This window comes from Terrabacter sp. 2YAF2 (assembly GCF_052114705.1).
GTDB lineage: Bacteria > Actinomycetota > Actinomycetes > Actinomycetales > Dermatophilaceae > Terrabacter.
In genome coordinates, this window is the sequence record NZ_JBFRFG010000008.1 from 126,313 (window position 1) to 145,519 (window position 19,207).

16 protein-coding genes are annotated in these 19,207 nt (G+C 72.2%); 9 read left to right on the forward strand and 7 right to left on the reverse strand.

Annotation, left to right across the window (positions count from 1 at the left end):
• Positions 1–17: 17 nt before the first annotated feature.
• Positions 18–1,106: a 6-phosphofructokinase gene (locus AB4030_RS11900; protein ID WP_442279427.1), complete on the forward strand. Its 1,089-nt coding sequence runs from the start codon at positions 18–20 to the stop codon at positions 1,104–1,106.
• 4 nt (positions 1,107–1,110) lie between these two features.
• Entirely contained in the window at positions 1,111–1,488 is a 378-nt protein-coding gene (locus AB4030_RS11905; RefSeq protein WP_442279428.1) for a phage holin family protein, read from the forward strand.
• An 83-nt stretch (positions 1,489–1,571) separates the two neighbouring features.
• On the opposite strand, the gene AB4030_RS11910 is transcribed toward AB4030_RS11905, so the two are convergent.
• The 4 genes from AB4030_RS11910 to AB4030_RS11925 are packed head-to-tail and all read right to left on the reverse strand — an operon-like array spanning position 1,572 to position 5,162.
• The gene (locus AB4030_RS11910) at positions 1,572–2,432 is read right to left on the reverse strand and encodes a biotin-dependent carboxyltransferase family protein (RefSeq protein WP_442279429.1); all 861 of its coding nucleotides are present in this window, start codon (positions 2,430–2,432) and stop codon (positions 1,572–1,574) included.
• Positions 2,429–3,058: a 5-oxoprolinase subunit B family protein gene (locus AB4030_RS11915; protein ID WP_442279430.1), complete on the reverse strand. Its 630-nt coding sequence runs from the start codon at positions 3,056–3,058 to the stop codon at positions 2,429–2,431. Before AB4030_RS11915 ends, AB4030_RS11910 begins: the two co-directional genes overlap by 4 nt.
• Positions 3,058–3,825 carry a LamB/YcsF family protein gene (locus AB4030_RS11920; RefSeq protein WP_442279431.1) on the reverse strand — a complete coding sequence of 256 codons (768 nt, stop codon included), beginning with the start codon at positions 3,823–3,825 and terminating at the stop codon, positions 3,058–3,060. The genes AB4030_RS11915 and AB4030_RS11920 overlap by 1 nt, the downstream gene beginning before the upstream one ends.
• Complete coding sequence (locus AB4030_RS11925) at positions 3,822–5,162, reverse strand: MFS transporter (RefSeq protein ID WP_442279432.1); 1,341 nt, start codon at positions 5,160–5,162, stop codon at positions 3,822–3,824. Before AB4030_RS11925 ends, AB4030_RS11920 begins: the two co-directional genes overlap by 4 nt.
• 239 nt (positions 5,163–5,401) lie before the next feature.
• On the opposite strand from AB4030_RS11925, the gene AB4030_RS11930 reads away from it, so the two are divergent.
• From AB4030_RS11930 to AB4030_RS11945, 4 genes are all read left to right on the forward strand, one after another.
• A complete protein-coding gene (locus AB4030_RS11930; RefSeq protein WP_442279433.1) occupies positions 5,402–6,067 on the forward strand; it encodes a GntR family transcriptional regulator in 666 nt (221 codons plus the stop codon).
• Between the two features lie 80 nt (positions 6,068–6,147).
• On the forward strand, positions 6,148–7,344 hold the full coding sequence (locus AB4030_RS11935; RefSeq protein WP_442279434.1) for an exonuclease SbcCD subunit D: 1,197 nt from the start codon (positions 6,148–6,150) through the stop codon (positions 7,342–7,344).
• Position 7,345: 1 nt separating this feature from the next.
• Complete coding sequence (locus AB4030_RS11940; protein WP_442279435.1) at positions 7,346–10,339, forward strand: AAA family ATPase; 2,994 nt, start codon at positions 7,346–7,348, stop codon at positions 10,337–10,339.
• A gap of 166 nt (positions 10,340–10,505) precedes the next feature.
• On the forward strand, positions 10,506–10,886 hold the full coding sequence (locus AB4030_RS11945) for a DUF1304 domain-containing protein (protein WP_442279436.1): 381 nt from the start codon (positions 10,506–10,508) through the stop codon (positions 10,884–10,886).
• Here AB4030_RS11945 and AB4030_RS11950 read toward each other — a convergent pair.
• Together AB4030_RS11950 and paaN are read right to left on the reverse strand one after the other, a co-directional pair.
• On the reverse strand, positions 10,879–12,234 hold the full coding sequence (locus AB4030_RS11950; RefSeq protein ID WP_442279437.1) for an MFS transporter: 1,356 nt from the start codon (positions 12,232–12,234) through the stop codon (positions 10,879–10,881). The two genes, AB4030_RS11945 and AB4030_RS11950, sit on opposite strands and share 8 nt — an antisense overlap.
• A gap of 7 nt (positions 12,235–12,241) precedes the next feature.
• Entirely contained in the window at positions 12,242–13,966 is a 1,725-nt protein-coding gene (gene paaN / locus AB4030_RS11955; protein ID WP_442279438.1) for a phenylacetic acid degradation protein PaaN, read from the reverse strand.
• 104 nt (positions 13,967–14,070) lie between these two features.
• Between paaN and AB4030_RS11960 the strand changes: the two genes are divergently transcribed.
• Both AB4030_RS11960 and paaI read left to right on the forward strand, forming a co-directional pair.
• Entirely contained in the window at positions 14,071–15,303 is a 1,233-nt protein-coding gene (locus AB4030_RS11960; protein ID WP_442279439.1) for a 3-hydroxyacyl-CoA dehydrogenase NAD-binding domain-containing protein, read from the forward strand.
• Positions 15,300–15,761, forward strand: coding sequence for a hydroxyphenylacetyl-CoA thioesterase PaaI (gene paaI, locus AB4030_RS11965; RefSeq protein ID WP_442279440.1), 462 nt, complete (start codon positions 15,300–15,302; stop codon positions 15,759–15,761). The genes AB4030_RS11960 and paaI overlap by 4 nt, the downstream gene beginning before the upstream one ends.
• Positions 15,762–16,111: 350 nt before the next feature.
• On the opposite strand, the gene AB4030_RS11970 is transcribed toward paaI, so the two are convergent.
• Positions 16,112–17,689, reverse strand: coding sequence for a DEAD/DEAH box helicase (locus tag AB4030_RS11970; protein WP_442279441.1), 1,578 nt, complete (start codon positions 17,687–17,689; stop codon positions 16,112–16,114).
• Positions 17,690–18,066: 377 nt separating this feature from the next.
• Between AB4030_RS11970 and AB4030_RS11975 the strand changes: the two genes are divergently transcribed.
• A complete protein-coding gene (locus AB4030_RS11975) occupies positions 18,067–19,200 on the forward strand; it encodes a ScyD/ScyE family protein (protein WP_442279442.1) in 1,134 nt (377 codons plus the stop codon).
• Positions 19,201–19,207: the final 7 nt, after the last annotated feature.

Genomic DNA, 19,207 nt, shown 5'->3' on the forward strand with positions numbered 1-19,207 from the left:
TTTCCGAAAGTCAGATCATGCGCATCGGCATCCTCACCGGGGGCGGGGACTGTCCCGGCCTCAACGCCGTCATCCGCGGCGCCACCCGCGCCGCCGAGGTCACGTACGACAGCACCGTCATCGGCTTCCGCAACGCGTGGCGCGGGGTCATGGACAACGACTACGAGATCCTCGACGTCGACCGGTGCCGCGGCATCCTGCCCCTCGGCGGCACGATCCTCGGCACGAGCCGTGACCAGCCCTTCGCCCACGAGGACGGTCTCAAGCGCGTCCGCAAGGCCTACGACCGGCACGGCCTCGACGCCATCATCGGTGTCGGCGGTGAGGGGTCGATGGGTGTGGTCAACCGCTTGCACGAGAACGGCTTCCCCGTCATCGGGGTGCCGAAGACGATCGACAACGACATCTCCCTGACCGAGATGACGTTCGGCTTCCAGACGGCCGTCCAGATCTGCACGGACGCGATCGACCGCCTCCACACGACGGCCGAGTCGCACCACCGCGTCCTCGTCGTCGAGGTCATGGGCCGGCACGTCGGCCACATCGCGATCTGGTCGGGCCTCGCGGGAGGTGCGGCCATCACGCTCGTGCCGGAGGAGCCCTTCGACATCGACGAGGTCTGCGAGCGGATCGTCCACCGCCACAAGAAGGGCCGCTTCGCCACCATCGTCGTCGTCGCGGAGGGGGCGGTGCCCAAGGCGGGCACCATGGAGATCCCGGCTCCCGAGATCGACAAGTACGGCCACCAGATCCTTGGCGGCATCGGCTCGATCCTCGCCCGCGAGATCCAGGGCCGCACCGGCATCGAGAGCCGGATGACCGCCCTCGGCCACATCCAGCGCGGCGGCTCGCCCGTGGCCTTCGACCGCGTCCTCGGCACGCGTTTCGGGGTCGCCGCTGTCGAGGCCGCCCTCGACGGGGCGTGGGGCCAGATGGTTGCGCTCCAGAAGGGCCGCATCGAGCGGGTGCCCGTCGCGGACGCCGTCGGCACCCTCAAGACGGTCGAGCCCGACCTGCTCCGCCTCAACGCGATGTTCCAGCCGCGCATCCCCGGCGACGAGCACCCCGGACTTCCCGCAGAGGCGCCCACCCCCATGGAACACTGAGCGCATGCTCATCAACTTCGCGCTGCAGACGGTCATCAACGCCGTCGCCCTGTGGGTGGCTGCGTGGGCCATCCCCGGCATCACGTTCGGCGGCGGCTCGACGGGTCAGGTCGTCAAGACCGTGGTCATCGTGGCACTGATCTTCGGCATCGTGAACATGTTCATCAAGCCGCTCCTCAAGCTCATCTCACTGCCGTTCATCATCCTGACGCTGGGACTCTTCGTCTTCATCGTCAACGCGCTGATCCTGCAGCTCACGTCGTGGCTGGCCGGCACGTTCAACCTCGCCTTCCACGTCGAGCACTTCTTCTGGGACGCCGTGTTCGGCGCCCTCATCATCACCTTCGTGTCGATGATCCTCAGCTTCGTCAAGACCGACTGAGCCCGGTCACTCCGGTCCGCCGTGAGCCCGCCTTCCGTCCGGAAGGCGGGCTCACGGCATACGACCCCTCTCACACCCGAGGGTCAGAGCAGCGGGCGGTGGAGCGCGAAGCGCAGTGGCTGGCCGGGCCGGGCCTGGGCCGCGTGGGCGACGTCGTCGGGGTGCACGACGGCGACGACGGGGTAGCCACCGGTGACGGGATGGTCGGCGAGGAAGATCACCGGGCGACCGTCCGGAGGCACCTGCACCGCGCCCTCGACGATGCCCTCGGACGGCAGCTCGTGGGTGCGCTGCCGCGTCAGCGCCGGGCCCTCGAGCCGCAGCCCGATCCGGTCGGACGCTGCAGTCACCTCGTAGGTGGCGCGGCCGAGGCGGGTGAGCGAGTCGGCGGTGAACCAGTCGGCGCGTGGACCGGGGACGGCACGCAGCACGACCTCGTGGGGAAGGGGCGCCACCGCGGCGTGGTCGACGCCGGGCATCGGACCCGCGGGCCGGCCCAGCTCGACGGTGTCGCCGTCGCGCAACGGGGCAGGGCCCAGGCGCGAGAGGAGGTCGGTGGCGGCCGACCCGAGCACGAGCTCGCACGCCACGCCACCGCGCAGCGCCAGGTACGTGCGCACGCCGCGGGTCGGCATCCCCAGCTCGAGCACCTGACCTGCCCTGACGGTGACGGGCGTGCAGCAGGCGTGTGCCCGACCGTCGACGCACAGCGGGGCCGGTGCGCCGGCGACCGCGACCGTGGCTGCCTCGGTGAAGCGCAGGACCAGCCCGCCGAACGTCGTCTCGAGCGCCGGTGCGCCCTCGGCGTTGCCGACCAGGCGGTTGGCGAGGCGGAGGCTCGGCCGGTCGACCGCGCCCGAGCGACCGACGCCCAGGTGCGCGAGGCCGGGACGGCCGAGGTCCTGGAGCGTCGTCAGCGGCCCGGCCCGCAGCACCTCGATCACGGGTCGAGCCTGGTGAAGCGGACCCGGGTGCCCGGGGCGAGCAGGGCCGGCGGCTCACGGTCGAGGTCCCACAGGGGCGCCTCGGTGCGGCCGATGAGCTGCCAACCGCCCGGCCCCTCCCGCGGGTAGATGCCGGTGAACTCGCCGGCCAGGGCGACGGAGCCCCGGGGGACGCGCGTGCGCGGGGTGGTCCGGCGCGGCACGACGAGGGCGGCGTCCCCCCCGACGATGTAGGCGAAGCCGGGCGCGAACCCGGTGAAGGCCACGCGGTAGGTGGCGGCGCTGTGGCGGCGCACCACCTCGTCGACCGACAGGCCGGAGAGGCTCGCGACCTCGTCCAGGTCGTCCCCGTCGTACGTCACGAACACCTCGACCTCGTGGTCGGGCCGGTCCTCGTCACCCCGGCGCACGTCGAGCGCGGCGAGCGCCTCGGCCACCCGGCCGTGTGAGGCGGTGTCGTCGAAGGTGATGAGCACCGTCCGGGCCGCAGGCACGAGGTCGACGACGCCAGGGAGCGCGCCGGCGCCGCGTGCCTCCTCGAGCGTCCGGTGGAGCGCCATGACTTCCGGGAGGTCGTCGCACTCGACGAGCAGCCCGCGGTGACCGGCAGCCAGAGTGCGCATCATCAGGGCACTTCCGTGAACGGGCGGAGGACGACGCCGGCGTCGTCGACCGCGCGACGCACGGCGTGCGCCATCTCGACGGCACCGGGGGTGTCTCCGTGGATGCAGATCGACTGTGCCGCAACGGAAATGGTGCTCCCGTCGATGGCGACCACGGTGCCCTCCGTGGCCATCTGGACGCAGCGGCGCGCGACCACGTCGGCGTCGTGGATGACGGCTCCGGGCTGATGACGCGGGACGAGCAGACCGTCGGGGTTGTAGGCGCGGTCGGCGAAGGCCTCGGCGACCGCGATCAGCCCGTCGGCCTCCGCCCGGATGAGCAGCTCGGAGCCGGCGAGGCCCAGGACCGGCATCGACCGGTCGAAGAGGGCGACCGCCTCCGTGACGGCGCCGGCCGTCACGGAGTTGCTCGCTGCCGCGTTGTAGAGGGCGCCGTGCGGCTTGACGTAGCTGACGCGGGCTCCCTCGACGCCGGCGATGCCGTGCAGGGCCGCGATCTGGTAGATCAGCTCGTCGACGAGCTCGGCCGGGTCCATCTCGATGTGGCGCCGACCGAAGCCGGCGAGGTCCCGGTAGCCCACCTGGGCGCCGACGGCCACGCCGAGCTGCGCCGCGCGGGCGCACACCCGCCGCAGGATGCTGGGGTCGCCGGCGTGGAAGCCGCAGGCCACGTTGGCGCTCGTCACGACGCGGAGCATGGCCTCGTCGTCGCCGAGGGTCCACCGTCCGAAGCCCTCGCCGAGGTCGCTGTTGAGGTCGATGGCACTCATGTGGCGGACCGTACCGTCGCCTCGCTGGGCTGCTCTCCGTGGGTGTCGCGGGTGTGGCGGGTGTCGCGGTGCAGGTCGTCACGCGCCGTCTCGGGTGCGAGCAGGACGCACACCACGGTGACGGCCAGCATCGCCGCGACGTAGGTGGCCACGGCATACGCGCTGTCGAAGTGGGCCAGCAGTGCGGTGGCGACGATCGGCGCGATGCCGCCCCCGACGATCCCGGCCAGCTGGTAGCCCATCGACGCACCGGTGTAGCGCACGCGGGTCGGGAACATCTCGCTGATGAAGGCGGCTTGCGGGCCGTACATCGCCGCGTGCGCGACGAGTGCCACGACTGCGGCGACGAGGATGAGCACGAAGTTGCCGGTGTCGAGGAGGCGGAAGAAGACGAAGACCCAGACGGCCGCCGCCACGGCTCCGGCCAGGTAGACCGGGCGCCGACCGAAGCGGTCGGAGAGGTGGCCGAACCACGGGATGGCCACGACCTGCACGCCGGCCGCGACGAGGACGGCGTTGAGGGCGTACTGCTTCGGCAGGCCGAGGTAGGTGGCGACATACGTGGCGATGAAGAGGACGAACGTGTAGAAGGCGACGTCGACGCCGACGCGCGCGCCGATGGCCAGCAGCACCTGGCGCCAGTAGCGACGCAGCACCTCGACGATGGGCGCCTGGGGCGCACCCTGGTGCTCGACCTCCTTGAACATGGGGCTCTCGCTGAGTGTCCGGCGGATCCAGATCCCGACGATGACGAGCAGCCCGCTCAGCAGGAACGGGACGCGCCAGCCCCACGACCGGAACGTGGCGTCGGACGTGAGGACCCCCATGAGCGCGAGCACGCCGTTGGACAGCAGCAGGCCGATCGGCACGCCGACCTGGGGCCAGCTGGCGTTGAGGCCGCGACGGTGGCCGGGGCCGCTCTCCAGGGTCATCAGGACCGCGCCACCCCACTCGCCGCCGAGGCCGAGGCCCTGGATGAAACGGAGGACGACGAGACCGATCGGGCCCCACACGCCGATGGCCGCGTACGTCGGCAGGAGGCCGATGGCGAAGGTCGCGAGACCCATGAGCAGCAGGGTCACGACGAGCACGTTCTTGCGCCCGAGCCGGTCCCCGTAGTGCCCGAAGACGATGCCGCCGAGCGGCCGCGCGATGAAGCCGACGGCGAAGGTGGCGAACGCCAGGATGGTGCCGACCAGCGGGTCGAAGGTGGGGAAGAAGAGCTTGTTGAAGACCAGCGCCGCGGCGGTGCCGTAGATGAAGAAGTCGTACCACTCGAGCGAGGTGCCGATGAGGCTGGCGGCGATCACGCGGCGGACCGAGGACACGGAAGACACGGAGGACACCGAGGACACGGAGGACACGGAGGACACGGTGGACTTCGAGGACCCTGGGGACACGGGCGGGGTCGGACTCATGTCGGCTGCTCCTGACGTCGGGCGCTGACGGCGGTGTCAACGACTGCGGACGACGGTAGTGGATTGTTGAGCAATCCAACAAGACCACAATGGAACATTGTCGCGCCGCCCCGGCTATGCTCGGGCCGTCACGGCGCAACGACACGGATGGCAGGACGATGACCCAGACGGAGCCCGCACTGCCCACGCTTCCCCGTCGGGCCAGCACGGCTGAGGCTGTGGCCGAGGTCCTGCGTGTCCAGATCGCCGAGGGCCGACTGCGGCCGGGAACGCAGCTGCGCGAGGAACACATCGCCGGGGCGATGGAGGTCTCGCGCAACACCGTCCGCGAGTCCTTCCGCCTGCTCGGGCACGCTCGCCTCGTCGAGCACGCCCTGCACCGGGGAGTGTTCGTCCGCACGGTCGGACCGGACGAGATCCGGGCGATGTACCGCACGCGTCGGCTCGTCGAGCCGCTCGGCCTCGTGCGCGTCGACGCCCGCGGTGTCACGGCGCTCCACGAGATCGTCGAGCGCGCGGAGTCGGCTGTCTCGCAAGCCGACTGGAGCGCGGTGGGGACGGCGGACATCGACTTCCACCGACGGGTCGTGGCCGCCTGCGACAGCGTGCACCTCGCCGCGATGTTCGAGGGGCTCCTGGCCGAGCTGCGCCTCGGCTTCCTGCGCCTGCCCGACGCGCAGGCCCTCCACGAGCCCTTCCTGCAGCGCAACCGGCGGCTGCTGGTCCTGCTCGAAGCAGGCGACCTCGAGGCGGCCGTCGCCGAGCTCGACGACTACCTCGTGACGGCGGAGGCCAACCTGCTCGAGGCGGTCCGCGACCGCTGACACGGGCTGTGCGCGAGCCGCCCATGACCCATCGGGGTGTCGGTGGTGAGGGTGTCGGTGCAGGGTCCTACCGTCGTGGCATGCGGTTGCTCCACACCTCCGACTGGCACCTCGGGCGCACGCTCCACGGCGTGAACCTCCACGAGGCGCAGTCTGCTGTCCTGGAGCGCATCTGCGAGCTCGTCGAGGAGCCGCCCGACGGGGTGCCGATCGATGCCGTGCTCGTCGCCGGCGACGTCTACGACCGCGGCGTCCCGCCCGTCGAGTCCGTGCAGCTCTTCGAGTGGACCCTCTCGCGGCTGTCGGCGGTCACGACCGTCGTCGTCACCTCGGGCAACCACGACTCCGCGATCCGCCTCGGCTACGGCGCCGGCCTCTTCCGCGACAGCATCCGGATGGTCACCGACCTCGGTCAGCTCGACCTGCCGGTGCTGCTCGAGGGGAGCGACGGCGTGCGGGCCGCCGTCTACGGCATCCCCTACCTCGACCCCGACCACGCGCGAGTTGCGCTGGCCCGCGGCGGGGAGCCTCTGCCGCGCTCACACCAGGCCGTCGTCGGGGCGGCGTGCGACCGCATCCGGGCCGACCTCGCGGACCGCCCCGGCGTGCGCTCGGTGGTGCTCGCGCACGCGTTCGTCGCCGGGGCCGAGCCGAGCGACTCCGAGCGCTCGATCATGGTCGGCGGCGTGGACCGGGTAGCGGGCACGGTCTTCCACGGCATCGACTACGCCGCGCTCGGGCACCTCCACGGCCCGCAGGCCCCGGACTCGGCGGACGGGTCGGTCGTGCGCTACGCCGGTTCGCCGCTGCGCTACTCCTTCTCCGAGCAGGAGCACGAGAAGGTCGTCCTCCTCGTCGACGTGGACGCCTCGGGTCCTGCCCGTGTGACCCCGGTCGAGATCGTCCAGCCGCGCGCCATGGCGACGCTCCGCGGCCGCCTCGACGACCTGCTCGAGGCGCCCGCGTTCACGGCCGCCGAGGACGCGTGGGTGCGGGTCACGGTCACCGACCGGGTCCGGCCGGACTCGCTCATGGACCGCCTCAAGTCCCGCTTCCCGCATGCCCTGCAGGTCTTCCACGAGCCCGAGGGCGCCATCGACCGCGGGCGCGCCGGCACGACCCTGGTCAGCGAGCGCGACCCGCGCGAGCTCGGCTCGGACTTCATCGCCTACGTCACCAAGACCGAGGCGAGCGGCGGCGAGGTCGACGTCTTCGCGGCGGGCTTCGAGGCGGCCGTCAGGGCCCAACACCGGGCCGAGGCGCAGGAGGTGGCGTGACGTGCAGCTGCACCACCTGTCCATGACGGCCATCGGGCCGTATGCCGGCACCGAGGTCATCGACTTCACCACCGTCGGGCGCGCCGGCCTCTTCCTGCTCGAGGGCCCCACGGGCTCGGGCAAGTCGACGATCATCGACGCCATCACGTTCGCCCTCTACGGCAAGGTGGCCCAGGCGTCGGCCGACGTCGAGCGCATCCACTCCCACCACGCCGACCCGCGCACCGTGCCCGTCGTCGTGCTCGTCTTCGAGACCCAGTCGGGGCTCTTCCGCGTCCAGCGCACGCCGCGCTTCGAGCGACCCAAGTCGCGCGGCCCAGGCACCACCGTGCAGCAGCCGACGATCAAGCTGTGGCGACTGCAGACGCCCGACGACCTCGCGGGCGGCGAGCTGCTCTCGACCAACATCGGCGACTGCGACGACGAGATCACCCGCGCCGTCGGCCTGACCCGCGACCAGTTCGTGCAGACCGTGATCCTGCCGCAGGGCGAGTTCGCGACGTTCCTGCGGGCCAGGTCCGAGGACAAGGGCAAGCTCCTCGAGAAGGTCTTCGGCACGGCCTTCTTCCGCCGGGTCCAGGACGAGATCGTCGAGGCCGGGCGGGCCGCGCAGGCGCGGCGCCAGTCGGCCGTCGACGAGATCCGCCTCGCCGCCCACGCCCTGGCCGTGTCGGCCGGGCTCGAGACCGAGCGCCGGGACGTGCTCGAGGCCCTGAGCCGCACCGCCCCCGAGTCCCTCGACGCCGAGCTGACGCAGGTCGTCGACGAGCTGACCACGCGCGAGCGCCACGCGGGCAAGGCCAGCCGCGAGGCGATCGAGACCCACAAGCAGATGGCCGACATGGTCAGCGACGCCCGGCTGCGCATGCAGCGCCGCGAGCGGCTGAGGCAGCTCCAGCAGCAGGAGCACGACCTCGGCAAGCAGGCGGTGGCCTTCCGACGGCTCGGTGAGGAGGTCGCGCGTGCCCGCCAGGCTCGTCCCGTCGCCGGCGCCGTCCGCACCCTGGCCCAGTCCGAGGCGACGCTCAAGCGCGCCGAGGTGGCCCTGACGCAGGCCCGGGAACGGGTCCAGCCCGCCCTGCGCGACCGCGGTCCGGCCGCCCTGCGCGAGGCCGCGGCCCAGGCCCGTGAAGTCGTCGGCTCCCTCACCGGCGCCATCGCCGTCGAAGGGGCGTTGCCCGGCCGCGTCAGGGAGCTGGCGCTGCTGCGCGAGCGGCTCGACGGCATACGCCGGTCGGTGGCATCCGTGTCGACCGAGCTCGAGGCGTTGCCGGCAACGATCGCGATGCACGACGCGGCCCTGACCGAGGCGCGCCGCGTCGCAGCGCTCCTCGACGGACGGGCGGCCGAGGGCGAGCGCGCCCGGGACCGGCTCGAGGCAGCTGTGGCCCACGAGGCCGCGGCATCCCGGGTGCCCCGCGCCGAGTCTGCTGCGGCTGCGGCGCTGTCGACGGTGGCGGTGGCGGAGACGTCGCTCGCCGGGTTGCGCCGGGCTCGCATCGACGGCATCGCCGGCGAGCTGGGTCTCTCTCTCGTCGAGGGCGACCCATGCCCGGTCTGCGGCTCCGTCGAGCACCCGTCCCCGGCCCACCCGACGCTCGATGCCGTGACGCCCGAGCAGATCGACGCCGAGGAGTCCCGGGTCGGGCAGCTCCGGGAGCAGGCCACCCAAGCGGTCGAGGCGCTCGGCACCCTGCGGTCCGAGGTGCGTGAGCTCGCGGCGCGCTGCGACGGACTCGACGTCGCGACGGCCCGGGCGCGAGCCGAGTCCGCTGCTCACGAGCTCGCCGCGTCGGTGCAGGCTCGCTCCGACGTCGAGGCGGGGGCGGCCCGCGTGGCCGACCTGCGCCGACGCGTCGACGAGCTGTCGGCGCAGAAGAGCAGCCTCGGGGCCGACGCCGCCCGCACCGAGCAGTCCGCGGCCGACCTCGAGGCGCGCGTCACCGAGGAGACGTCTCTCGTCGAGCAGGCCCGCGACGGCCACCCCAGCGTCACGGCCCGGCGTGACGACCTCGTCGCCGCTGCCGCCCGCGTCGACGCCCTCGTCGACGCCCTCGCACAGCGCGACGTGGCGGCCGCGTCGGTCGCCGAGGACACCGCGGCGCGCGACGCCGACCTCGCCCAGTTCGGCTTCGCCGACGTCGCCGAGTGGATGGCGGCCGACCGTGGGGCGGAGTGGATCAACGCCAAAACGCGTGAGATCGCCGAGTTCGAGCGTGCCTGCACCCAGGTCCGGGCGGGGCTCACCGGTCCCGAGCTCGCCGACGTCCAGCTCGACGCCCTCTTCGACGACATCGAGCAGCTCGAGGCGCTCGCCGCCGCCGCCAAGAAGGAGCTGGAGGCCGCGACCAACGCGCACGGCAGCCTGCGCGACCAGGTCAGCCGCACCAAGCGACGCGTCACCGACGTGCGCGAGGCCATGGCGCGCAACGCAGCCGTCATCACCGAAACGGCTGACGCCGTCCGGGTCGGCCAGCTCGTCGCGGGCAACGGCGACAACCAGCTCAACCTCGACCTGGCCAAGTACGTCCTCATCCGCCGCTTCACCGAGGTGCTCTCTGCCGCCAACACCGAGCTGGGGCGCTTCTCCGGGGGCCGCTACACGCTCGAGCACACCGACGCGAAGAAGGGCAACGCCAAGTCGGGCCTCGGCGTGCGTGTGCACGACATGCACACCAACCAGGTCCGCGAGGTCGGCACGCTGTCCGGCGGCGAGACCTTCTACGTCTCGCTGTCGCTCGCGCTCGCGCTCGCCGAGGTGGTCCGGGCCGAGTCCGGCGGGGTCGACCTCGGCACGCTCTTCGTCGACGAGGGCTTCGGGACGCTCGACCCCGACGTGCTCGACGACGTCATGCACACGCTCGAGGGGCTGCGCGAGGGCGGCCGCACGGTCGGCATCGTCAGCCACGTGACGGAGCTGAAGGCGCGCGTGGCCGACCGCATCGAGGTGCTCGTCCGGCCCGACCGCACCAGCACCTTGCGCATCACCGCCTGACCGCCCAACCGCCCAACCGCCCAACCGCCCAACCGCCGGACCGCCCAACCGCCGGACCGCGACGCGAACAGCGCACCGGACCAGGGCGGTCCTCCACCCCAATCGAAAGAGCGATCCGTCCGCTCGGCACACGGCGCCGGAGGGCGCACCGCCCTACGCTCCGGGCATGAGGATCGCCGCGAGCGTGTTCGTCGGGCTGGCCGCACTGCTGCACGCCTACATCTTCTGGATGGAGAGCTTCGGCTGGACCCGGCCGACCGTCTGGAGGCGCTTCGGCGTCGCCGACCAGGCCGCGGCCGAGCTGACCCGGCCGATGGCCTACAACCAGGGCTTCTACAACCTCTTCCTCGGGCTCGGCGCCGCCCTCGGGCTCGTGCTGTGGTGGTCCGGGCACGACACGGCCGGCCGCACCCTCGTGCTGTTCTGCACCGGCTCGATGGCCCTCGCCGCGACCGTCCTGGTGACGACGGGGCTGACCTACCTGGGGGCCGCGTTGACCCAGGGCACGCTGCCGCTCATCGGCTTCGCACTGACGCTGCTCAGCTGACCTCGGCAGCGGCCTGGGTCACGCGCGCCGCACCGACCACGAGGATGACGACGCCGATGACGGCCGACCCGCTGGCGAGGGCGGAGTAGCCGAGCGAGCCCACCACGACTCCAGCCGCCACACCCCCCGCGGCGCCCGCCAGCCCCATGAGCACGTCGGCAAGACCCTGGGTCGCCGGACGCTCGTCGGTCGTGACGACGGAGGTGAGCAGGGTCGAGCCCGACACGAGCGTGCACGACCAGCCGACCCCGAGCAGGAAGAGCGCGACGAGCAGCAGCCCGGACCAGCCCGCCTGTGATCGTGAGGCGAGCAGTGCGGCGAGGGTCAGGATCACGCCGCCCGTCATGGCGACGGACGCAGGGCCCCAGCGGTCCACCGCGGCGCCGACGAGGGGCGACAGCGCGAACATTCCGAGGATGTGCATCGAGATGACGAAGCCGATGACCTCGAGGTCGGCGTGCCCGTGCTGCATGTGGATCGGCGTCATGACCATCACGCTGACCATCACGAGGTGGCCCAGCGCCATGACGAGCATCGCCTGGAGGGCCCGCGGGTTGCCGCGCACCACAGCCAGGCCGCGACGCATCGACCCGTCGTGGTTGGGCGCCTCCGCCGGGCCCGCGGTGGCCGAGACGACGACGTCGACCGGCTGAGCGCCGCCGTCGGCGGTCGGGTCCGGCGCCTGCGCTCGTCGGAGCTCGGCCCGCGCCTCGGCGTCGAGCGCGCGGGCGGTGAGCAGCGGGTCGGGTCGCAGCAGTCGGTCGACGACGAGCCACGCGAGCACGAAGCCGACGAGCGAGAAGAGGAACGTGCCGGCCAGCTCCGGCAGGCCCAGGCGCAGCGCGAGCGCCTTGCCCGGTCCGACGAGGTTCGGACCGGCGACGGAGCCGATGGTCGTGGCCCAGACGACGATGGACAGGTCACGGCCCCGGTGCAGGGGCGCGGCGAGGTCGGCTGCGGCATACCTCGCCTGGTTGTTGGCAGTGGTGCCGCCGCCGAAGAGGAACATGCCGACGGCGAAGAGCGGGAACGAGCGCAGCACCGCCGCGACGAGGACGAGCGCCGCACCGACGAACGCCACGGCCAGGCCCCAGCGCAGGCCGACGCGACGCCCCCGGGCGGCCGTCGCGCGCGCGACGGGGATCGTCAGCAGGGCAGTGCCGAGGACCTGCGCGGTCGTGCCGACACCCGCGAGGGCCTCGGTGCCGCTGAGGTCCTCGGCGAGCAGTGCTCCGACGGCGATGCCGCAGGCCATCCCGACCCCGCTGAGGATCTGCGACCCCACGAGGGTCCGGACGACCTTGCGCTGCACGGTCGTCCGGTCGAGCTGGGCAGGAGCAGAGACCACCCCGGCCTCAGACGTGTCGGCGCGACGTGATGACGCGGAAGCGGTTCGCGACGAAGGCGGCGTCGGTGTAGGCGGCGTTCGCGGCCGGGTTGGCGCCGGTGCCGTGAAGGTCGGAGAAGGCTGCCGTCTGGTTGACGAAGATCTGGCCGGTGAGGTTCTCGGACAAGGCGACTCCTCCCTCGGCGGCGGCGTCCCGCGCGGCGTCGAGGACCGCGTCGCTCGTGGAGTAGACGGCAGCCGTCATGGCTCCGTGCTCGCGCACGGTGTCAGCGAGCTGCGCGAGCGACTGCTCCGTCGACGCCGTGCGGATGAGGAAGCCGACCGGCCCGAAGCACTCCTGCGTGTAGATGTCCTCGCGCGCTACGTCCACGGCGACGAGACCCGGGGCGCGGACGACGGCGTCGGCCCACCCCGGGTGGGTGATGCGACGAGAGTCGAGCACGACGCGACCACCCGCATCCTCGGCGATCGACGCGAGCGACTCCGCGTTGTCACGGACCTGGTCGTTGACTGTGGCCCCGAGCAGCTCGACGGCCTTGGCGTCGTCGCCGGTGAGCCGGCCGACGGCCCCGGCCAGCCGCTCGCCGAACTCGTCGAAGGACAGGTGGCCCTCGTCGGTGTCGATCCCACTCTCGGGGACGTAGAGGTTCTGCGGCGCCGTGCACATCTGGCCGGAGTAGAGGGTGAGGCTGAAGGCGAGGTTGCCGAGCACGCCCTTGAGGTTGTCGGTCGAGTCGACGACGATCGAGTTGAGGCCGGCCTTCTCGGTGTAGACGAGCTTGCCGTGGGCTGCCGCCGACTGCTCGAGCCAGGCGCCGAAGGTCGGGCCGCCGGTGTAGTCGATGATCGCCACCTCGTCGCGCTCGGCGAGGGTCTTGGCGAGACCCTGCCCGTCGGCCTCGGCGGCGAGCTGCACGAGGGCCGGGTCGAAACCGGCCTCCTCGAGCACCGTCCGCGCGATCTCGACCGAGATCGCGAGCGGCAGCACGGCACGCGGGTGTGGCTTGACGACGACGGCGTTGCCGGTGACGAGCGAGGCGAAGATGCCGGGGTAGGCGTTCCACGTCGGGAACGTGTTGCAGCCGATGACGAGCGCGATCCCGCGCGGGACGATCCGGTAGTCCTTCTGCATCCGGGTCGGCGCGGGGTTGCCCTCCCGGTCACGGCCCGGCTTCTCCCAGAGCACCGACGCGGGCACGCGCTCCTGCTCGGCCAGCCCGGCCGCGACCGCCTCGATCGCGCGGTCCTGCGCGTGCGGGCCACCGGCCTGGAACGACATGACGAACGGCTGACCGGACGTGTGCATGACGGCGTTGGCGATCTCGAAGCTGCGCTTGTTGATCCGGTCGACGATCTCGACGCACACCGCGGCGCGCACCTGCGGGCCCGCGTCACGCCAGGCCGGCATCGCCGCCCGCGCGGCCGCGAGGCCGGCGTCGAGATCGAGCGCCGGGTAGGTGACCCCGAGCGTCGGTCCGTAGGGCGAGACCTCGCTGCCCACGAAGGTGCCGTCGGTCGGCTGACTCGAGAGGGCGGCATACGCCGTGTTCAGGTGCGCCTCGTGCGCGGCCAGCCCCTCGGCGGCGGCCGCCTCGCCGTAGACGCGGGGGCTCGGCGACTCGGGGTAGCGGGAGTACCAGCTGCGGCTCGCCAGGGCCTGACGGATCTCGTCGAGGACTCCCGCGTGCGCGTCGAGCAGGGGGTGGGTGGGCGTCGTTGCCGGTGCAGTCACGGGTCGATGCTAGCCCCGGCGGACACCGCGGTCGTATGCCGTCGGCCGCCGTCTGGCGACCGCCCGCCGCGCACGCGGGCGGGCGACCCGGCAGGATGGCGGGCATGGACACGGACCTCACCGAGCCCGACCGACCACGCCCCGCCGCCGCTGACGAGGGGTCGGCCTTCGGCCCCGTCGGCGTGGTCGGCGCCGGCGCCATGGGGGCCGGCATCGCGCAGGTCGCCGCGACCGCCGGTCACGCCGTCGTGCTCGTCGACGCGCTACCCGGCGCTGCTGCAGGTGCCGTCGAGAGGATCGGCGCTGCCGTGTCGCGCCTCGTCGAGAAGGGCCGACTGCCGGCCGACGAGGCGAACGCGGTGCTGGCGCGGATCACCCCCGCGGAGTCCCTCCACGATCTGCCCAGCTGCGGGCTCGTCATCGAGGCCGTGCCCGAGGACCTCGACCTCAAGCGCCGCATCTTCGCCGAGCTCGCCGATCGACAGCCGTCGACCACGGTCCTCGCGACGAACACCTCCAGCATCGACATCGACGACATCGCCGCTGACGTGGCCGACCCGGAGCGCGTGCTCGGCCTGCACTTCTTCAACCCGCCGCCCGTCATGAAGCTCGTCGAGGTCGTGCACGGCGAGCGCACCGCCCAGGCCTACGTCGAGCACGCCACCGCGCTAATGACGTCCTGGGGCAAGACGCCGGTCCGATGCAGCTCGACCCCGGGCTTCATCGTCAACCGGGTGGCGCGTCCCTTCTACGGCGAGGCGCAGCGGATCGTCGAGAGCGGTGTCGCCGACGCGGCGACGGTCGACTGGATCCTCCGTGAGCGGGGAGGCTTCCCGATGGGGCCGCTCGAGCTCACCGACTTCATCGGTCAGGACGTCAACCTCGCCGTCGGCACGTCGGTGTGGGAGCAGACGGGTCGCGACGAGCGCTACACGCCGACGACCTTCCAGCAGGACCTCGTGTCGGCTGGTCGTCTCGGTCGCAAGTCGGGCCGGGGCGTCTATACGTATGCCGCCGACGGCTCCGTCGACGGGCCCGAGCCGGACGTCGAGCTCGCCGAGCGGCTCGTCGGCGGACCGGTCGCCACCGACCCGCTCGCCCGGACGCTCGCGATGATCGTCAACGAGGCTGTCGACCTCGTGGCCCGCGGCGAGGCGAGCCCCGACGACGTCGACACGGCCATGCGGCTCGGGACGCGGTACCCGAAGGGCCCCCTCGCGTGGGGACGCGAGATCGGGTTCGACGTCGTCGCCCGTCAGCTCGCCGAGCTCGACGAGGCCTATCCGGGGGGCCGTTACCGGCCCAGCCCGGCCCTGACCGACGGGAGCCTCACATGAGCGAGACGCAGCTGCCCGCGGGTGGCGGGGAGGGTCTGGACGGCACCGACCCGGACGCCGGTGTCGCCTTTGCCCGGCAGATGTGGGCAGACGACGAGGCCTCGCGGCGCCTCGGCATGGAAGCCGCCCTCGTCGAGCAGGACCACGCCGTGGTCCGGATGGCGATCCGCGAGGACATGGTCAACGGCCACGCCATCTGCCACGGCGGCTACATCTTCACCCTGGCCGACTCGTGCTTCGCGCTCGCCTGCAACTCGCGGGGGCGCCTCACGGTGGCTGCCGGGGCCGACATCTCCTTCACCGCACCGGGCCGGCTCGGCGACGTGCTCGTCGCCGAGGGGCACGTGCGCTCGGCCTTCGGACGTAGCGGCATTACCGACGTCACGGTCAAGCGGGAGTCGGACGGTCAGATCATCGCCGAGTTCCGCGGACGCAGCCGCTCCCTCAAGCGCTCCTGACCCCACCGTCGAAAGGCCACGTGTGGCCGCGTGCCGAACGTCGAAAGGCCACGTGTGGCCGGGTGCCGAACGTCGAAAGGCCACGTGTGGCCGGGTGCCGAACGTCGAAAGGCCACGTGTGGCCGGGTGCCGAACGTCGAAAGGCCACGTGTGGCCGGGTGCCGAACGTCGGAAGGCCAAACCCCGCGACGGGGTTTGGCCTTCCGACAGTTACGGGGGCGACTACACGTGGCCTCTCGACGGTTGCGAGGCGACTACACGTGGCCTCTCGACGGTTGCGAGGCGACCACACGTGGCCTCTCGACGGTTGCGAGGCGACCACACGTGGCCTCTCGACGGTTCAAAGGGGGTCAGCGGGAGCGGCGGGTGCCGGCGCGGGAGCCGGCGGAGAACGACGCTGCGCTGCCACCGCTGCTCGTCGAGTAGACGGTCGACGAGCCGCCGCGACGGCCGGAACCACCGGCGCCACCAGCGCTGCCGGCACCGCCGGAGCGACGACCACCCTGGCCACCACCCTGACCACCACGGCCACCGCCAGCGCCACGACCGGCACCGGCTGCGCGGACCGAGCCTTCGTCGCCGCGGCCTCGACCGCGACCACCCTCGCCGGCCGGACGCGCGGCTCCGGCACCACGGCCACCGGCGGACGCCCCGCCGTTGCCGCCGCGGCCGCGACCGCGCCCACGACCGGCGCCGCCACGGGCTGAGCCGTCACCCGAGCCCGACGGAGCGACCTCGCGGACGAGGCCACCGGCATACGACCGGTCGCCGGGGGCGAGCTCGGTGAGGAGCGGGTGTCCGAGCTGGACGCGCGTCGTCGTCGGCTTGATGCCGGCCTTGCGCGTCAGGTCACGCACGTCGCGCACCTGGTCGTCGAGCATCATCGTGACGACGGTGCCGTCGTTGCCCGCGCGGGCCGTGCGGCCCGAGCGGTGGAGGTATGCCTTGTGCTCGACGGGCGGGTCGGCGTGGATCACGAGCGCGACGTCGTCGACGTGGATGCCGCGGGCGGCGATGTCGGTCGCGACGAGCGTCTGGGCGCGGCCGGAGTGGAAGTCGTCCATGTTGCGCGTGCGGGCACCCTGGCTGAGGTTGCCGTGCAGCTCGACGGCCGGAACTCCCGAGGCGTTGAGCTGCTTGGCGAGCTTCTTGGCCCGGTGCTTGGTGCGCGTGAAGACGACGGTGCGCCCCGGCGCGGCGGTGAGGTCCAGCAGCACGGGAAGGTGCGCGTCGGCACCGACGTGAAGCACGTGGTGGCTCATCGTGGACACCGGCGACTGGGCCGAATCGGCCTCGTGCGTCACGGGATTGGTGAGGAAGCGCTTGACGAGGACGTTGATCGCACCGTCGAGCGTCGCCGAGAAGAGCAGGCGCTGGCTCTTCGGCGGCGTCTTCTCCATGATCCGGCGGACGCCGGGGAGGAAGCCGAGGTCGGCCATGTGGTCGGCCTCGTCGAGGATCGTGATCTCGACGCCGTCGAGGAAGACGTGACCCTGCTGCATGAGGTCCTCGAGGCGGCCGGGGCAGGCGACGATGACGTCGACGCCGTTCCGGAGCCCCTGGACCTGCGGGTTCTGCCCGACGCCGCCGAAGATCGTCTGCGACGTGAGGCCGAGCGCCTTGGCGAGCGGCGCCATGGCCGTGTCGATCTGGGTGACGAGCTCACGCGTCGGCGCGAGGATCAGGGCGCGGGGACGGCGGGCCTGGCGGCGCTGGCCCGACTGGGACAGGCGCGTCAGCAGCGGCAGCAGGAACGCGTACGTCTTGCCGGAGCCGGTGCGACCGCGGCCGAGCACGTCGCGGCCGGCGAGCGAGTCAGGCAGCGTCGCCGCCTGGATCGGGGTGGGGACGGTGATGCCGAGGTCGTCGAGGACCGTGACGAGGTGGACGGGGACGCCGAGGACGGCGAAGTTCGTGTCAGTGGACACAGGTGGGTACTCCAAAGAATGTGGAAGCGGTCGTTCTGCCCGGCGCGACGGCCTCGGCTGTGAGGTGTCGCGGCGCAAGAGCGAATCGACGGGGCCGGCGACACTCCGCCTGGCCAAGAAGAAGCGACCCGAGGCAGAACTGGGCGGGCCGCTGGTGACAAGTCTACCCGAGCGCGACCCGTGCTGCTCACGGACCCCGTTCCCCGCGAGCGCGCGAATCTTTCCTGTCTTTCGGACATACCTCACGAACGGCGGAGGGGAAACGAAAAAAATGTGACGGCCGCCACAACGCTTCCCTACCGTCGAAGATGCGGCGTCGCCGAACGCCGCGGGAGCTCGCCGATCTACTGCTCTCAAGGACAACGAGGGGCAACCACATGTCAAGCAAGATCCGTGCCATCACTGCTGCCGTCGCCGCGTGCACGACAGCCACCGCGTTCAGCGCCCTCACGGCGTCGAGCGCCTCCGCCCACGGCTCCGGGGACGGTCCGGCGCACTCGCCGAAGGTCCTGAACAGCCGTGTCATCGCGCCGTTCGGGATGTCGATCTCGGGCCAGGACGTCTGGTACACCGACGGATTCGTCGGCACCGTCAACAAGATCTCGAAGGGGGCCGACACGGTCGTCACGACGGGGCCGCAGCCCGAGGTCGCCGGCATCGACGTGATCCAGGGGGGCGCGACCTACGCCTTCACGTCGTCCAACGACGACCACTCCTCCACCTCGCTGACGATCCGCAGCAAGGGCCGGCCGGACGTCGTCGCCGACTTCAGCGGCTACGAGAAGACGGTGAACCCCGACAAGCACGCCACCTACGGCATCGTCTCCGGGGGCAAGAGCTGCGCACCCGGGGAGCTCGATGCCTTCTTCATGAAGGCCTTCCAGATCCCGGCGACCTACAAGGGCCAGGTCGACTCCCACCCGTATGCCGTCGCCTACCTCGGGGACGGGGCGTGGGCCGTGGCCGACGCCGGGGGCAACGACATCCTCCGCGTCGACCGTCGCGGTCACGTGTCGACGATCGCGGTCCTGCCGCCTCAGCCCGTCACCATGACGGCTGCGCAGGTCGCCGCCATGGGGGCGCCCTCCTGCCTGGCCGGAGCGAAGTACAACTTCGAGCCCGTCCCCACCGACGTCGAGCGCGGCGCGGACGGGAAGCTCTGGGTCTCGACGCTGCCCGGCGGTCCGGAGGACCCGAGTCTCGGAGCCCGCGGATCCGTCTACTCCGTCAACCCGTGGAAGCACTCGACCCAGCGCATGGCCACCGGCTTCCTCGGCGCGACCGACCTCGCCCTGGGCCAGGACGGCGCCGTCTACGTCGCCGAGCTCTTCGGCGGCAAGGTGACGAGGCTGAAGCACGGGCGGACCTCCACCGTCGTCACGACCGACCGACCGCTCTCGATCGAGGTCCAGGGGGAGTCGCTCTACGTCGGCACCCTCGCGGACGTCACGTTCGGGCCGGCCGGCCCCGTGGTCAACGCTCCCGGCAGCATCACCCGCTACCGCCTCTGACGAGACC

Bases quoted from the DNA above. Each gene is read 5' to 3' on its own strand.
- AB4030_RS11900 (WP_442279427.1), top strand. From the start codon at position 18: ATGCGCATCGGCATCCTCACCGGGGGCGGGGACTGTCCCGGCCTCAAC.
- AB4030_RS11905 (WP_442279428.1), top strand. From the start codon at position 1,111: ATGCTCATCAACTTCGCGCTGCAGACGGTCATCAACGCCGTCGCCCTG.
- AB4030_RS11915 (WP_442279430.1), bottom strand. From the start codon at position 3,058: ATGATGCGCACTCTGGCTGCCGGTCACCGCGGGCTGCTCGTCGAGTGC.
- AB4030_RS11920 (WP_442279431.1), bottom strand. From the start codon at position 3,825: ATGAGTGCCATCGACCTCAACAGCGACCTCGGCGAGGGCTTCGGACGG.
- AB4030_RS11930 (WP_442279433.1), top strand. From the start codon at position 5,402: ATGACCCAGACGGAGCCCGCACTGCCCACGCTTCCCCGTCGGGCCAGC.
- AB4030_RS11935 (WP_442279434.1), top strand. From the start codon at position 6,148: ATGCGGTTGCTCCACACCTCCGACTGGCACCTCGGGCGCACGCTCCAC.
- AB4030_RS11945 (WP_442279436.1), top strand. From the start codon at position 10,506: ATGAGGATCGCCGCGAGCGTGTTCGTCGGGCTGGCCGCACTGCTGCAC.
- AB4030_RS11960 (WP_442279439.1), top strand. From the start codon at position 14,071: ATGGACACGGACCTCACCGAGCCCGACCGACCACGCCCCGCCGCCGCT.
- paaI (WP_442279440.1), top strand. From the start codon at position 15,300: ATGAGCGAGACGCAGCTGCCCGCGGGTGGCGGGGAGGGTCTGGACGGC.
- AB4030_RS11975 (WP_442279442.1), top strand. From the start codon at position 18,067: ATGTCAAGCAAGATCCGTGCCATCACTGCTGCCGTCGCCGCGTGCACG.